Origin of the sequence: Coleofasciculus sp. H7-2 (genome assembly GCF_042747725.1) — a bacterium.
In the GTDB taxonomy this organism is placed as follows: domain Bacteria; phylum Cyanobacteriota; class Cyanobacteriia; order Cyanobacteriales; family FACHB-T130; genus FACHB-T130.
The window spans coordinates 91851-107537 of sequence record NZ_JBHZGO010000082.1 but is presented as its reverse complement, the minus strand read 5'-3'; the positions used below and the strand labels follow the sequence as shown (position 1 = coordinate 107537).

The following is a 15687-nucleotide window of genomic DNA, read 5'->3' as shown; positions in this document are numbered from 1 at the left end:
TCCTATAATTAGGTATATACAGAGTATCTACACTATAGCGAGGAAACAGATGTTTGACAAGCATTATGCTTCAAAGCCACTTCCAGCCAAAACCCCTTGTGGTATTGTCCTACAAATTACCTTCTGACATCTTAACTTCGGATAGATGACATTCAGGATTTGCCATGACAATTGAAGAAATTGCTCGTCGGTCACTTTTAAGCAAGGGAAATTCTGATAGTGCAAGTAGCGATCGCTTCCTCCCCAACACGATATTCTTAAACTAGCGTGGTCTGCGGAATATTCAAGATTGCGATCGCTTCCTCCCCGGCGAAGCAGAATCGCTCATTTCTGCTTCAGGCTCACTGCTATCTAACTGGTTTCTGCGGATAAAAATTCCCTGTGCGATCGCTAGTCCTGTCGTCGATGATATCCTGATTCGCACTTGAGCGATTCAGGTCGTAGTTGAAGAACCTTAATCATCAAAGGTATAGAACTGCTCGTAAACCTTCATCTACCTCTTCTTGCAAACTCACTGGTAATGAACCAATACGCTCAGTCAAAAATGCTTTGTCCACAGTGAATATCTGGGAGACATTTGCAACAGAATCTCTGGATAAACCCGTGGTATCACGGGATAATAAAACATTGCCCGGTGCGATCGCAAGTTTTATATTGGAAGTGATAATAACAACTATTACCGTCCTAAGACGACTTTGGGTGAATGTATCATCCTGAATAATTAGGACTGGTCTACGATAGCCAGGTTCTGAACCCATTGGGTCAGGTAAATTTGCCCATTAAATCTCTCCGCGATACACTACCAATCCTCATGCGGTAGAGACATAAACTGCATTTTTACCATTACTGGGTCTAATTCTGATGACTCTTGAGAGTAAACCTCGTTTAGTTGCGATAACATTCGCTCTCGGTTATATCGCTTCAAATATGCTTTCAATGCTTTCGTGTAGAGTTCACTCCGAGACATACCCAACTGTTGAGCAAGTGCCTCAGCTTCTTCAAAAATTGGGTCAGTAAGAGAAATAGCGGTTTTCAAGGGCTGACTCCTCAAGTAGTTGACACACTTTAGTTATACCAAATTTATACTTTGTTGGGCGGGAGTAATTTGCTAAAAGCTTATACTAGAATGCTTCGAGCGCAAGCATGAACATAAACCACAATTACTGAGCATCAAATGAACACAAAACTGAGCATTTTTCCCAAATAAACACGCCTTAGCGCATCGCCTTTGCAACCCCACCAATATCGCTCCTCCGGCTCCATCAATGTATTAGCCTGCACCGCTATGATGCAACTGCAAAGTCTGTATACTGTCGCATCTTAGGCTCGTGGAATGCTAACACAATATCTTCTTTGGGGACACCTGCACGAACTAGGTCAGTAGCAATGCCATCTTCAGTCCAATCTTCTTCGATCCAAAACTTACCATCACGAATACGAACATAGACGGTCATGCCAGCAATGCGATCGCCGTTCTGCCAACCAAGGTTCATCCAGATATAATGTCCCTTTGGTTCATCCACAATCAAGAATGTCTCGATTTCTCTATCGGGACTGCGGTTGCACAATTCTACATACTCAAACAATATCTGTTTAATCAGCTTGGGATACTCAGTTAATTTATCCATTGCGTAATTTCCTCTGTCTCTATATTTACGACAATGAGTGGAAGCTGATGTCTACTAAGAATGAGTTGAATTACATCTTGCTTGAAAAAGGTGTTATGAGCGACTGTACTGACAGCAACATAAAGTTTACGGTCTGGTGCTGTTTCCTCCAGAAGATAACGGTAAATATCGTACTGACCGAGAGTTTCTTTTAAGTCTTGTATTTTTGATGCACCAAGAAAGCTTTTCACTTCAACGACAAGCTTTTGCCTATCCCGTTCAGCTGCGATCGGACGTTCAGCACCTAGATCGGCGTATAACGTTGTTCTTCGATACTGAATGACATAGGGATCGTCTGTAATTGTCCAGCCATCCTTTATCAGCGCATTTTTTATAGCGTCATGGATGATGTCTAATCTAGGCATAACCTAATTGTAGGCTAGAAACAATAGCCCCTTTACCTACTGATGCAAGCTTGGCAAATTCTACAAAATAAGTTCTAATTCCAAATAAGTTCGCCATATTATCTAGTTTCAAAGCAACCTACCTGTCATAAGTAGTTATGCTGGTTCGCATTGGCGATCGCATCATTAAAGGTAGCATCAAAAAATGTCTTCCAGAAACAGAACAATTCTGGCGATTGCGCCTTTAACTGTTGCTCAAAGCTATTGTCAATTGCAGACTAGGTTTTGCACTATGTCTGTGCTCAAGTTCCAGTAAACCTTCTTTAAGACGGACTCCACCTCTAAAACCTGTAAGTGTGCCGTTGCTGCCGATAACACGGTGACAAGGCACAATAATACATAGAGGATTTTTCCCGTTGGCTGCTCCAACAGCACGCGCTGCTGTTGGCAATCCTATTTTTTTCGCCAGTTCTCCATAAGATATCGTTTGACCGTAAGGAATCGACTGGAGTGCTGTCCAAACTTGCTGTTGAAACAGTGTACCTATGGGGGCAAGCGATAGCGTGAATTGATGCAATTCGCCATTAAAATATGCCTGAAGTTGATCGACGGCGTTACCGTTTAGCTTCTTTTGGAAATGCCAAGCAGTTTCTGGAGACTTTGCAGCCAGCCCTTCTTGAAAGTCTATCGCCACTAGCCCAACTGAGTTTTGCGCGATTAAGATACGTCCCAGAGGGCTATCCATGTAGGTATAGAAAATTGAATCAGAAACCATATAAATTCCTTTTTGCTGAGATTTCCCAGAACGCGATCGCCTGAAACACTAAATATAATTTTGGCATGAATTCACATCTGTGCATAAATGGGAATGCGATCGCTCTCACCAGTTTGTTTGACATTAACTTCGCAAATTGCTTATAGTAAGCCTGTAAAAAGGCTCTCATGCACATTATCACCTACAAAAGACTCAAAGATTTTTGGGGAAAACACCCCAATTCTCAAACGAGCCTTCAGTTGTGGTACGACCACACAAAAGAGGCTCAGTGGGAAAATTTTGTAGACCTTAGAGTAATATTACCTTCAGCCGATCAAGTTAAAAATCTGACCGTTTTTAACATCTGTGGTAATAACTATCGCCTGATTGCTTTGGTAGATTATAAGTACAAAAAAATTTTTATTCGCAATGTCCTGACCTATGCAGAATACGACACAGAAGACTGGAAAAACGACCTCTGGTACACGTAGCACTAGCGAGTATATGTCACTACTCAAGGCTTTTCCTCCGCGTCCCATCGCTACAGAAGAGGATTTTATTGCTACGCAACAGGTGATAGATTCTTTGATAGATCGCGGTACTCTGACAGCAGACGAGCAGGACTATCTCAATGTGTTAGGTAGTTTAGTCCACGATTACGAAGAACTTCACCATCCTCTACCTACTCTTCAGGGCGTAGAGCTAATTAAAGCGCTCATGGTTGAGTTGAATCTCCGACAGAAAGACCTGGTTCCTATTTTTAAAACGGAGTCCATCGTTTCGGCAGTGCTGAACGGTAAGCGTCAGCTAACGGTAGAACATATTCAAAAATTGGCTAATTTTTTCCATATTTCGCCAGCCGTTTTTTTTGATGAAAAATAATTTAACTTTACATCTTGCACCATTTTCAAAAAACCGCCCGGAACTTAAGTTCCGGTCTAATAGCTAAAGTCCACTTAAGTGGACTGGAAAGCAGTTATTAGTCCACTTAAGTGGACTGGAAAGCAGTTATTAGTCCACTTAAGTGGACTTGAGCTATTAGCCAGGAGTTTAAACCCCTGACTGAAGAAAAAAATCCCCTGACATTTCTGCCAGGGAATGAAAATGCTAAATCTTAGCTAATGAATTGCGTAACTCATGCCCTTTAGGCTACAGGAAGTAACTCTCGCTGTTCGGATTTGACTACCCGAATCTGACCGTCATCGTCAACATCAATGATGGCAGTGTCTCCATCTTGAATAGTGCCAGATAGCATGGCTTCAGCCAAGTTGTCTTCTAAGAGTCGCATGATGGCACGGCGCAACGGTCTTGCACCGTAAGCAGGACTGTAGCCTTCAGTTACGACACGCTCTTTGAAGCGATCGCTGACTTCCAGAATAATTCCCTGTTCGGTCAAGCGTTCGGAGATTTCGCGCAGCATGATAACAGAAATTTGCTTCACTTCGTCCTTCGTCAACTGACGGAAGACAATGATCTCGTCGAGACGATTGAGAAACTCAGGACGGAAGTATTGCTTGAGTTCTTCATTCACCAAAGCGCGAACATGGTTGTACTGAGCCTCAGCTTGATTGTCGGATACCTCGAAGCCTAGACCGCCGCCGCCTTTCTCAATGACTTTAGAACCGATGTTGGAGGTCATGACGATCAAGGTGTTCTTGAAGTCTACTGTGCGACCTTGAGCATCGGTCAGGCGACCGTCATCCAAGAGTTGCAGCAGCATATTGAACACATCGGGGTGAGCTTTTTCGATTTCGTCGAACAGTACCACCGTGTAAGGCTTGCGACGCACCGCTTCGGTCAACTGACCGCCTTCGTTGTATCCCACGTATCCGGGAGGCGAACCAATCAGCTTGGAAACCGTGTGGCTTTCCATGAATTCCGACATATCCAGTCGAATCATGGCTTCTTCGGAACCGAAGAAGTAAGCAGCCAACGACTTCGCAAGTTCCGTCTTGCCCACTCCGGTTGGACCTGAGAAGATAAAGCTGGCGATGGGACGGTTGGGGTCTTTTAGACCGACGCGGGCGCGGCGAATGGCCTTAGAGGCGGCGGTGACGGCTTCCTCTTGACCGATGAGACGCTGGTGCAAGGTATCTTCTAAGTGCAGCAGTAACTCCGATTCGGATTCGGTGAGTTTGCTGACAGGAACTCCAGTCCAGGAAGCAACGATTTGAGCGATATCTTCTTCGCCAACAACTGGGGAGTTTTCGGCGTTAATAACTTCTGCCTTTTTGTTGTCAGCGATCGCTTTCAATTGTGCCTCAAGTTCCAACTCGCGATCGCGCAGATGTCCCGCTTTATCAAAGTCTTGAGCCTTCACAACTTCTTCTTTCTCTTTGGTCACTTGACGCAGTTCGCGCTTCAGTTGCCCAGTACCAGAAGACTTGCTGTTTCTCAGATGGACGCGAGAACCCGCTTCATCAATCAGGTCAATTGCCTTATCTGGCAAGAAACGATCTGAGATGTAGCGATCGCTAAGCTGAGCGGCTGCAACCAGAGCAATATCAGAGATTTTAACTTTATGGTGCTGCTCGTAGCGATCGCGCAGACCAAATAAAATCTCAATGGTTTCACTCACGCTGGGTGCGCCTACCATAATCGGCTGGAAGCGACGTTCTAAGGCGGCATCTCGTTCAATGTGCTGGCGGTATTCATCCAGAGTTGTCATTCCCATGCACTGCAACTCGCCTCGCGCCAATGCTGGCTTGAGGATATTCGCGGCATCCATGCCACCTTCAGTTGACCCCGCACCAACTAGCGTATGCACTTCGTCAACAACCAGAATGATATTCCCCGATGTCCGAACTTCTTCCACAATTTTCTTGAGGCGTTCTTCAAATTCGCCCCGGAATTTGGTACCCGCGATCAGCGAACCCATATCCAGACCGATCACCTGCTTATCTTCCAAGAAACCAGGAACGTCTTTATTCACAATACGCTGAGCTAAACCTTCAGCGATCGCCGTTTTACCAACCCCTGGCTCTCCAATCAAAACCGGGTTACTCTTGGTGCGGCGAGCTAAAATCTGGATAGCGCGTTCAATTTCTTTGGTGCGACCGACGACTGGATCGAGCTTGCCTTGTGCTGCTAGTGCGGTCAGATTCGTGCCAAACTCATCTAACGTCGCGGTTTTGCGGTCAGTACGTGCTGATGCCGAACGATCTTCTCCACTGCCAGTGGAGACGGCTGCGACTTCTCCCAACCTCCGAATCACGGCGGTACGGATGTTCGCCGGGTCAGCGTTCAGGTTTGCCAGCACTTTGGCGGCAACTCCTTCCCCCTCTTGAATCAACCCTAGCAGCAGGTGTTCCGGACCAATATAGTTATGTCCGAAAGCCTTTGCCTCAAGAAAGGCTTGCTCGAAAACCCGCTTCACCTTAGGGGTAAAGGGAATTTCAGAGGGTACAAAGCGAGACCCCCGACCAATAATTTTTTCGGTTTCTATCCGGCATGATTGCAGGGTGATGCCTTGGTCGGTCAGAACTTTAGCCGCCACACCCGTGCCTTCTGCAATTAATCCTAAAAGGAGTTGCTCGGTGCCCACGAGGTTGTGTCCCAGGCGACGTGCTTCTTCCTGAGATAGCATAATTACCCTAACGGCTTTGTCTGTGAAGTGTTGAAACATGGCGGCTTTCCTCTACCGAGCTGTTTAGGCGATGGGTGAAGTGGTATTTCCCCATGCATAAACTTTTATGTACTTGCTTAATTAACAATGTATCTCTACCCTGATAGCGATCGCAGTGGGCACAACCGTATGAAACAGGTGTAGTTGCCGCCTATGCATGGGTTTGAAGTGCGATGCATGTATGGCGAAAGAAAAGATACCTCGATAGTTAGAAATTGCCGGTATATAAATGTAGGGGTGGGTTTAAAATCCTTCTCTACAGTCGCCAAGATTCAACCGGGCGAGGCTTCATTAATTCTTATAAACTTAATCATACTTATTATTGAGTCCCAATAAATTGCTCCTTGTATTAGCAGCTTACGACACAAATTAGAGTTTTATTCACTAAAAATGTAAGAAAATCTTATAACTCTACCTCGCGGTAGATTTTTTTGAGACGACTTCCCTTAAACGGTTCTTCACCAATAATCCGAAATCCTCGTTTATCGTAGAGAAGCTGGGCGATGGCTTGGTTGGGATGATTTGAGGTGTATAATCGTAAAAATTTATTGCCTTCCGAGCCTGCCTTTTCAATAGCAAAATCAACTAATTTCCTCCCAATTCCTTGACCGCGAAATGCGGTATCTACACACGTCCAGCCAAGCCATAATCCCTCATTTTTATCATCTTTGCTGCTGTATAATCCAGTTGTTTCAACTACTTTTTGGGAAGCATCATCAACGGCAACCCAATAGCAGGCTTCGGTCATCCCAACCAGCCAGAAAGCAATTTGAGAAATTATACTGTTTTTCCTTAAGCTTAAGGGAAATACAGGCACTGGCTCGTTCAGAGAAAATTTGGTAGAGAAAAACTGTATGGACTAGATTAATCGCTTCATTAACAGTCTGATGAGAAAGGGGTTCAATGTGCATTTTTGAGAAAATGGGTAATGGATGAAGAGTCATTATTCGTTAGCTGAAGACTAATGACTAATCACGAATAACCAATGACCAAGATGTTGCCAATCGCCCTAATTTATACTCCTGAATTTGCCATACACGACCCCGGTCAAATTAGGGTCGAAGGAAATAACCTATATCACAGGGTAGCGGGGCAAGATTTGCTTGACCCAGTTTACACGTTAGACCAAATTCAGTTTCCTTACCCAGTCGTTAGTCCGGTACCACACCCGGAGTCCAGCAGTCGCCTGACAGCAGCAATGGCAGCGCTAAGAGATTTTGAGTTAATCCAGCAGATGACCCTTCTAGAGCCAGAACCGGCAACGGAAGAGGATTTACAGGCAGTACACACATCGGAATACATTGCTCAAGTCCGGGCAATCAGTGCGGCTGGCGGGTATTTGGCTGAGTCTACCTATTTAAGCCCAGGATCTTACGAAACCGCCTTGATTTCCGCTGGGGCAGGAATTAGCGCCATTAAAGGCATTTTGTCCGGGCAGATTCAAAGCGCCCTGAGCTTAAACCGTCCGCCTGGACACCACGCCGGACGCGAAAAAGCGGGTGGTTTCTGCTTATTTAATAATGCAGCGATCGCAGCCAAATATTGCTTAAAAAAAGATGGCGTAGAGCGTGTTTTAATCTTGGATTGGGACTTGCATCACGGAGACGGTACCCAAGATATCGTACAGGACGACCCGCGCATCATTTTTTGCTCGCTCCACCAATTCGGTGCAGAGCTTTATCCGGAAACCGGCAACATTGACGATATTGGCGCAAATGGTAACATTATCAACCTGCCGCTACCCGCTAAACTAGCAGATGATGAGTATTGGGCGCTGTTCCAAACTATCGTACCGGCTCTGATTGCCCAGGCTAAACCCGACATGGTGATTGTATCGGCGGGGTTTGATGGACACTTTGATGATATCAATCATCTTTACCTGTACGATCCTGGCGCAGGCTTGTGCCTGAGTGCCCAACTTTACTACAACCTAACCCGTTTGGTCGCAGAAGCGATCGCCTTCGTGGGTGGGCATTACCTGCTGTTGTTAGAAGGTGGCTACGATGCCACGAATTTGGGCAACTGTCTAGTTAATACGTCTGCGGCGATGTTGGGTTTGCCGCTTGTCATTGAAGAAACCCTCCCCCAAAGAGAAACAAAGTCTTCTTTTAACTTGGAGGAATATATTGCAACACTCAACGCAGTACACCTAGGTCGTTGGCAATTCTCTCGGTAGTCATCACGTGCGCTACACCACCCTAGATAAAAATCTGCTTACTTTCGACCCTACTTCCCTTTTCACTTCTCACTCCTCACTCCTCAGCCCTCACGGGAGCATCCCAATGAGAGTCCGACGACTAAAGTCGCGGCTAAACAAACAAAGCCTGCCTTCGCAGGCTAATAATTAGCCTGCGAAGGCAGGCTTCGTTCTTCTAGCCCCAGGCTTCTAGCCTGTGGGCGTATATTTGCTGTCATCGAGATGCTCCCGTCCTCAGTCCTCACTCCTCACTCCTCAGTCCTCACTCCTCACTCCTCACTCCTCAGCCCTCAGCCCTCAGCCCTCAGCCCTCACTCCTCAGCCCTCACTCCTCAGCCCTCAGCCCTCACTCCTCACTCCTCAGCCCTCAGCCCTCAGCCCTCAGCCCTCAGCCCTCAGCCCTCACTCTTTTTTTCAGAAGCGCTTTTCATACTCCACCACTCCCCTCGTTTCCCCAGACAAATCGGTGCCACCTCGCAGCAGAATTTCATTATTGACTCGATAAGTGACACCAAACTCAGGAGGCTCATCAGCCGTCAAAATCTTCGATACAGAGGCAGAAAGCTTGGGAGTGATGGCAACCCCAACCTCTGCCGCCAAGCCTAGCGTTGAAGTGCGAGATTTTTCATCCCTAACCACCGTGGGGAACAAGCGAAATTCACTCAATCCCAACGCATCTCCCACCACATTTTGGAAAGGTGTCAACAGCGCCGAACCTGCCAAGTTTGCCAGCCCTAACGTAGTATCTCCCCGACCCAGCGTTTCCACAAAACCACCACCCAAAAGGGCGACAATTTCGCTCTCACTGCGAGGCGGATTACTTGTCAGCTCCAGATTATCTGCCAATTGACTTGCCGAACCTGTGGCTCTGGCTTGGATGCGAACCGTTCGCAATGCCCCTAAATTGGTAGCTGGAACATCGCTAATTTCGCTACTCACAATACCCGTAGCGCTTATGTCGGCAATCCGGCTGCGCGTCACTTCAGAAACGGATGCGACCAGCCGAATATCCAGAACGGGGTCAAGTCCCTGATTGGGGGTAAACTGAGCCGTGTGTTCGTAGCCGCGTGCCAAGCGGAACTGAGTGGTAAACAGATTCACCTGACCCCTGGTTAGCCGAATCGTGCCCTTTGGCTGAAGCTCATCCAAAGTGCCATTGAGAGTAAAGCCACCAGTCGCCTGAAAACTCAGCAGCGGTGGGCGGCTGATTTCGACGCTTTTGCCTAAAGTCAGTTGCAGGTTATTAAATGCAGGAGTGAAGGGTTGCTCGTTAGACGTTGGGGATGATGGGGTGGCGGTACCTCCACCGGGTGAAGAAGACCCGCTTTCGCCTTCCCCTGCCGTCTCTCCTATTAGCACCCGACCATCGGCAAGTCGCACTTCACCACCAATTTGGGGATTGAGAGCCGAGCCAGTAATCTCCACGTTGCCGTTAACGCCGCCTGAGTATAACCCTTTCAAATTTAAAGCGAGCTTGTCAAGGCTAACCGTGAGTTTTTCGCCTGTCCCTTGCCCCGTGCCTGAGATGGGGATGGCTCCGGAGGCGACCACTTCACCGCCGCTAAAGTCACCCCGGAAGTTTTCTACTTGGATGCGGTCAAAGTTAAATAAAACCCTACCGTTGACATTGGTGAGCGGTTCGGGCAAAGCCTGCGCTTTGATAGTGGCATCGTCAACAGTCGCAATACCGTTAGCGACAAGCTGGTTTAATTTACCCGTATTTGGATTCACCGTACCCTGAACGTTGAGTTGCACCTGTCCGGTACCATCCACCCAGGTGACGGCGGAACGCGAGAGCAGGTTTAGTAGGGAGAGTCCCTCATTTTGAACGTTCAAATCCAGACTGAGTTGGTTGTTATCGGGTGCGACGGAGGGAAAGGGCAACTGGTAAAAGGGGATGCTGCCGGTGATTTGAGTCGTCGAGGGGATACTGGCGATTGGAGATGGGGTACTAGGAGTTGTTGCAGGTTGAGTATCGGGCGGATTCTCCCCGGCTTCGGCAGTGGCGATGGTGCTGCTGAAGGTCAGACGGGCATTGGTGTATCGGAAACTGCCTCGCGCTGCTTGGACGGCGGTTTGGTTCAGGGTGCCATCGGTGAGAGTCAGTTCGCCGATGGCTTGGGGATTGTTGATGCTGCCTGCTAGGGTTGCCGTTCCATTGAGATTCCCGGTGATATCGATGGGCAAATTGGCAAACTGTTGGAGTGGGGCGACTGGGAAATTTCTTAGGCGCAGCTGACCGCTTTGTTCTGTTCCGCCAAGCGTGCCAGTGAAGGCGAGCAGGGTTTCGTCAGATTCAATTCGCAAGGGCAGAAGGGTGAGGACGCCGTTTTGGAAGCTGCCCTTGACAATGACATTATCAGCGGTGTAAATGCGATTTGGTTGGTCGTCTCTCCCCCACTTCCAGTTCGTTCCGCCGAAGTCAAAGTTGAGGTTGATGCCTTGTCTAGGGGAAGCCGCTACGTTGATTTCGCCGGAGAAGTTGCCGGTGAGGTCTTTGAGTTCGGGGATGGGGGAAGCTTCCCGTTCCGCTTTCTGGGCGGCAAGGATGGCTTCTATTTCCGACAAGCGGCGCAGTTGAGCTTGCAGGGTAGCGCCTGGTAGACCGACGGGTTGGGGTTGGACATCGGCGGCGCTGGCATAAGACTGGGGTTGTCCGCCTCTAGCGAGGTCTTGTAAATCAAAGATTTGCAGGACGGGGAGGACGTTTTGGATTTTTCCTTGAGCCACTTTCAGCGAACCTTGCAGTTCTGGACCGCTGGAGGTTTGAGTGACGCTACCTTTGAGTGCGTATAGACTTTCGCCTTGGCGGAACTCTCCTTCAGTAACGGTAGCGATACCATCGGCATAGCGGAAACTGCCGATTGTCAGCGAATCGCCTTTAATGCTGCCAAGGACGGGTTGAGCGATCGCTACATTATTTCCGGCAAGATTAAAATTGGCGAGATTTAGGATAAAATCTCCAGAAAGTTTACCTTCGATAGGTTGGGATGCGATCGCTGGCGGTAGGGTTGCTAAAGCATTACGGGGAGCTAAATCTTTCAACAATTTCAGCGGAACGTTTTGCACATTTACCACCAATAAATCGCCCTCTCGGTTGCCTTGTGCCATCACCTCGTCACGCTTCACTAAAAAAGAGACGGGTTGATAGCTAGGCGACAACACCAGCGAAATCCGGTCTTGTTGATTGCCTGCCAGCTCAACACTACTATTCTGTCCGGGGACTAAATTGATTTGCCCGGTGAGAATGGGGTCGAACACCAAGTCATTGGCGGCAAAATCTTCGACGCGCAACTGTCCGGTTGCTCGGATAGCCGCCGGATTGACAGCAGTCAGCGACCCAGAAGCATCAACGCTGCCACTTACCCGTCCTCGCAGCGCCGGAACCGGCACGGAATCTGGCAACGCTGCTGCAAGCTGCTCCAGGTCAACATTGTTGGCAATAATTGAACCCTCAAAGCGCCCGTTTTGGAGTTGGACATTTGAGGCGGTGATGGTGCCATCCCCCACATTCAAACTTCCAGAAATCGTGCCGGTAAGAGTTGCCGGGGTGAAGGCAGCCAAACTGCCGGACAGGTTGAAGGAACTATTATTCAGCCGACCTTGGAATTGCGGTGGCAGCTGGGGAAATACTTTTGCCAACTGGACACCATCCGCTTTGCCAGATGCTTGCCAGCGACCGTTGCCGAACTGTACGTTGGCGGCGCTGACACTGCCTCCGCCCAAGTTCAGATTTCCAGAAGCCGTGCCGCTAAGAGTTTCCGGGCTAAAAGCCGCCAGACTTCCCGACACATTAAAAGAACCATTATTTAGCTGACCTGAGAATTGCGGTGGCAGTTGCGGAAACACCCTAGCTAGTTGGACATTGGACGCCTCGCCAGACGCTTGCCAGCGACCGTTGCCAAACTGCACGTTGGTGGCGCTGACACTGCCTCCGCCCAAGTTCAGATTTCCAGAAGCCGTGCCGGTAAGAGTTTCCGGGCTAAAAGCCGCCAGACTTCCCGACACATTAAAAGAACCATTATTTAGCTGACCTGAGAATTGCGGTGGCAGTTGGGGAAATAGCTTTGCCAACTGAACCTCAGACGCTTGTCCGCGAGCTTGCCAGCGACCGTTGCCAAACTCTACATTAGCGGCGCTGACGCTGCCTCCGCCCAAGTTCAGATTTCCAGAAGCCGTGCCGCTAAGAGTTTCCGGGCTAAAAGCCGCCAGACTTCCCGACACATTAAAGGAACTATTATTCAGCTGACCTTGAAATTGCGGTGGCAGTTGGGGAAACACCCGTGCCAGTTGCACCCCAGACGCTTTACCAGACGCTTGCCAGCGACCGTTGTTAAATTGGACATTCGAGGCGGTAACCGTGCCCCCGCCAAGATTAATCCGCCCAGAAGCTTCTCCGCTAATGGTTTCGGGGCTAACATTTTCCAGACTCCCGGCGACTTTAAAAGAACCGTTATTCAGCTGACCTTGGAATTGCGGCGGTAGTTGGGGAAATAGCTTTGCCAACTGGAGGCCAGAAGCTTGCCCAGAAGCTTGCCAGCGACCGTTCCCCAGTTGCACGTTGGTGGCACTGACACTACCACCGCCAACCTGAAAATTTCCTTGTGCAGTCCCGCTAATTGTTTCGGGGGTGAAAGCAGTCAGACTTCCTGACAGGTTGAAGGAACCATTATTCAGCTGACCTGGGAATTGGGGCAACACCTTTGCCAATTGGACGCCAGAAGCTTGCCCAGAAGCTTGCCAGCGACCGTTGTTAAGCCGGACGTTTGAGGCATTGACGCTGCCACCGCCAATATTCAGTTGAACCGATGCGGTGCCGCTAATGGTTTCGGGTTTAAATGCAGCTAGACTTCCGGATAAGTTAAAAGAACCATTTGCGGTTTGATTTTGGAATTGCGGCGGTAGTTGCGGTGCTAGCTGTCTCAATTGGACACCAGAAGCTTGCCCGGAAGCTTGCCAGCGCCCTGCATTCAGCGCAATTTTTGATGCCTTGACGGTGCCACCCGCAACACGGACATTCGCCTGAGCGGTGCCGCGAATGGTTTCCGGTTTGAAAGAATCGACACTTCCCGCTAGATAAAATATCCCATCTGCCAGGGCTGACTGCAACTGTGGCGGGAGTTCTGCCAGACGTGCCAGTTGAACATCATCGGCAACGCCTGCCGCCTCCCAGCGACCTTCTGCTACCTGACCTTTGACGTTGACGGTGCCTCCCCCAACACTCAGAGTCGTGTTGCGGAAGTAGGTTTTATTCTGAGTGACGATGACTTCTCCACTGCCTGGGTAGGTGGCTTGGGGTGCCTGAACTTGCACGACGGTCTGGAGGTTGCCGGGGGTGCCAAAAAGTTGTGCTTTGCCGGACACGGTGCCGATTTGGATATTGGTCGGCTTGGCGTTGTAAATTTGGGCAACGGCATCCCCTGGAATGTCTTGACCGACGATATCGAATACCGACCCGCCTTGGTCGCCCATCTGAATGCGACCATTGCCAGCCAGTTTGCCGCCAACGCTGGGCAAACCACGGATGTTGGTAATGGTGAGGAGGGAATCGATCAGCTGAAATTGACCGCTAATGCCGCGAAAGTTTACCTTATCTACAATTAGGGGCACCTTTTCGGTTGGCTGAAGGGTGGCAACGGTTCCTGATAGAATCGGCTTTTCGAGCGACCCGGTGAGTTTCACCCCGGCTCGGACTTGTCCGGTTACGGGGACTGGCGATTGTACCTTGAGGGTATTGAGGGCGGTAGCGATCGCTACCGATTTCACTTGAGCTGTAATGTTGTACCCACCATTTTTTTCCTGGGTATCCACAACTCCATTGCCAACTGCGGGAACCTGACCGTAAAGAGCGCTGACATTCTCCAGCGCGATCGCATATCCTTTAAATCGCAACGTTCCGTTAACATTGTTAAACGGTTGTGGCACTTCGGGAATCTGCGCTTGTACATCTTTGAGAATAGCCGTTCCCTGAAGTGTTGATTGCTCTCCATTCCGAAATTGGACTTCCAGGTTGCCATCCAGTAGTCCCGCCTGCAAGTCTAGCGGCAGTTTGATTAAGCGGTCGGCATTGACTGCGCTCTGGTTTTGCCCTTGAATTAGCAGGTTTGTTTGTCCAGTTGGGGCGCGGTATTCGCCAGAAATTCTGACGCTGCTCTGTATGGCAGCACTTGCATTGGTTTGCTGTTTTTGAGGGCTTTTCGGTGTCCCTACGGATTCAACCTGAGATTGAGCGCTGACATCAAAGCGAATCCGCTGGTTTTTATCGAAAAAGCGAGCCGTACCGCTTACCTGATTGAAAGCTAATGGCACCGGCTTTTTCTCGGCTCTGGGAAGCTGGGATTCGAGGCTGGGGAGCGTGTCTTGAGTTTTACTGCGGGGGCGATTTTGCGGGGACAGCGTTGCATCTACATTCTCCCTGGCTCCACTGCTCCCTCTTCTCCTCTGTCTTGTCTTGGAGACAGGCACCAGCACAACGTCCGCATTTTGAACCCGAATGCTTTGAATATCGGTCTTGAGCGGACCAGCAGCTTCTTCTGACTTCAGTTCAGTAGCAACCCAGCGTCCCTCTTTGTCCTCTTCAAGGTAGACATCTGGGTTAACCAGGGTAATATTTAGCTCTAAGGTGCGTCTAAACAGCAGTGCTACCGGGTCAAAAGCTACGTCTACAGCCTCTACCGAGGCGCGGTCGGGATCGCTGGGCGTGACTGGGATCGAGGAGGCACCGAAGCGCAGACTGTTGATGGAAAAGCTTTCGACTTTCCCCAGTTGCACGGGTCGCTTCAGCGTCTGAGTGAGATTTTCTTGAACAATCGGTGCTAACCGCTGATAGACAAAAACCCACGCCCACCAGACGCCGCCGATTGTTCCCACCAGCAGGATAAAGCCCAGCCCAAGGCCGGTGCGGTTTAATAGTACCCATAGACGCCGATTGGAACGGGTAGCTGCTGTTTCATTACCCGAATTTGGGGAGTTCTTCATAGAAAACTAGCAACGGCGGTAACGAGGGTGTCTTTAGACATGATTGCAGGCTTCTACCGATGAATACTATCGGCTTGTCCTATGTAAGTGTCAATGGTCTTTATATGTGGGAATCTTCCCAC

12 protein-coding genes and 1 pseudogene are annotated in these 15687 nt (G+C 49.1%); 4 read left to right on the top strand and 9 right to left on the bottom strand.

Annotated elements, in window-relative coordinates; translation table 11 throughout:
- Positions 1-283 precede the first annotated feature (283 nt).
- The 6 genes and pseudogenes from ACFW2W_RS15900 to ACFW2W_RS15875 all read right to left on the bottom strand — a co-directional run bounded on the left by ACFW2W_RS15900 (position 284) and on the right by ACFW2W_RS15875 (position 2786).
- Positions 284-424, bottom strand: a complete 141-nt coding sequence (locus ACFW2W_RS15900; protein ID WP_378179919.1) for a hypothetical protein — start codon at positions 422-424, stop codon at positions 284-286.
- Positions 425-461: 37 nt separating this feature from the next.
- Positions 462-800 (bottom strand): annotated as a pseudogene (locus ACFW2W_RS15895) (type II toxin-antitoxin system PemK/MazF family toxin).
- Positions 800-1036, bottom strand: coding sequence for a hypothetical protein (locus ACFW2W_RS15890; RefSeq protein WP_378179916.1), 237 nt, complete (start codon positions 1034-1036; stop codon positions 800-802). The pseudogene ACFW2W_RS15895 and the gene ACFW2W_RS15890 overlap by 1 nt, the downstream one beginning before the upstream one ends.
- Positions 1037-1283: 247 nt before the next feature.
- Positions 1284-1628 (bottom strand): XisI protein, encoded by a 345-nt coding sequence (locus tag ACFW2W_RS15885; RefSeq protein WP_378179913.1) that lies wholly within the window; start codon positions 1626-1628, stop codon positions 1284-1286.
- Positions 1616-2032 carry an element excision factor XisH family protein gene (locus tag ACFW2W_RS15880; protein ID WP_378179910.1) on the bottom strand — a complete coding sequence of 139 codons (417 nt, stop codon included), beginning with the start codon at positions 2030-2032 and terminating at the stop codon, positions 1616-1618. The genes ACFW2W_RS15885 and ACFW2W_RS15880 overlap by 13 nt, the downstream gene beginning before the upstream one ends.
- Positions 2033-2255: 223 nt before the next feature.
- Complete coding sequence (locus tag ACFW2W_RS15875) at positions 2256-2786, bottom strand: methylated-DNA--[protein]-cysteine S-methyltransferase (RefSeq protein ID WP_378179907.1); 531 nt, start codon at positions 2784-2786, stop codon at positions 2256-2258.
- A 167-nt stretch (positions 2787-2953) separates the two neighbouring features.
- On the opposite strand from ACFW2W_RS15875, the gene ACFW2W_RS15870 reads away from it, so the two are divergent.
- On the top strand, positions 2954-3256 hold the full coding sequence (locus ACFW2W_RS15870) for a type II toxin-antitoxin system HigB family toxin (RefSeq protein WP_378179904.1): 303 nt from the start codon (positions 2954-2956) through the stop codon (positions 3254-3256).
- A 13-nt stretch (positions 3257-3269) separates the two neighbouring features.
- Entirely contained in the window at positions 3270-3647 is a 378-nt protein-coding gene (locus ACFW2W_RS15865) for a type II toxin-antitoxin system HigA family antitoxin (RefSeq protein WP_378179901.1), read from the top strand.
- A gap of 262 nt (positions 3648-3909) precedes the next feature.
- Here the strand turns inward: ACFW2W_RS15865 and ACFW2W_RS15860 are convergent, their stop codons facing one another.
- Together ACFW2W_RS15860 and ACFW2W_RS15855 are read right to left on the bottom strand one after the other, a co-directional pair.
- On the bottom strand, positions 3910-6390 hold the full coding sequence (locus ACFW2W_RS15860) for an ATP-dependent Clp protease ATP-binding subunit (RefSeq protein WP_378179898.1): 2481 nt from the start codon (positions 6388-6390) through the stop codon (positions 3910-3912).
- A 403-nt stretch (positions 6391-6793) separates the two neighbouring features.
- Entirely contained in the window at positions 6794-7138 is a 345-nt protein-coding gene (locus ACFW2W_RS15855; RefSeq protein WP_378179895.1) for a GNAT family N-acetyltransferase, read from the bottom strand.
- A 237-nt stretch (positions 7139-7375) separates the two neighbouring features.
- On the opposite strand from ACFW2W_RS15855, the gene ACFW2W_RS15850 reads away from it, so the two are divergent.
- Both ACFW2W_RS15850 and ACFW2W_RS15845 read left to right on the top strand, forming a co-directional pair.
- Complete coding sequence (locus tag ACFW2W_RS15850; protein ID WP_378179892.1) at positions 7376-8566, top strand: histone deacetylase; 1191 nt, start codon at positions 7376-7378, stop codon at positions 8564-8566.
- A 217-nt stretch (positions 8567-8783) separates the two neighbouring features.
- Entirely contained in the window at positions 8784-9092 is a 309-nt protein-coding gene (locus ACFW2W_RS15845; RefSeq protein ID WP_378179889.1) for a hypothetical protein, read from the top strand.
- Here the strand turns inward: ACFW2W_RS15845 and ACFW2W_RS15840 are convergent.
- On the bottom strand, positions 9002-15565 hold the full coding sequence (locus ACFW2W_RS15840; protein ID WP_378179886.1) for a translocation/assembly module TamB domain-containing protein: 6564 nt from the start codon (positions 15563-15565) through the stop codon (positions 9002-9004). The two genes, ACFW2W_RS15845 and ACFW2W_RS15840, sit on opposite strands and share 91 nt — an antisense overlap.
- Positions 15566-15687 lie beyond the last annotated feature (122 nt).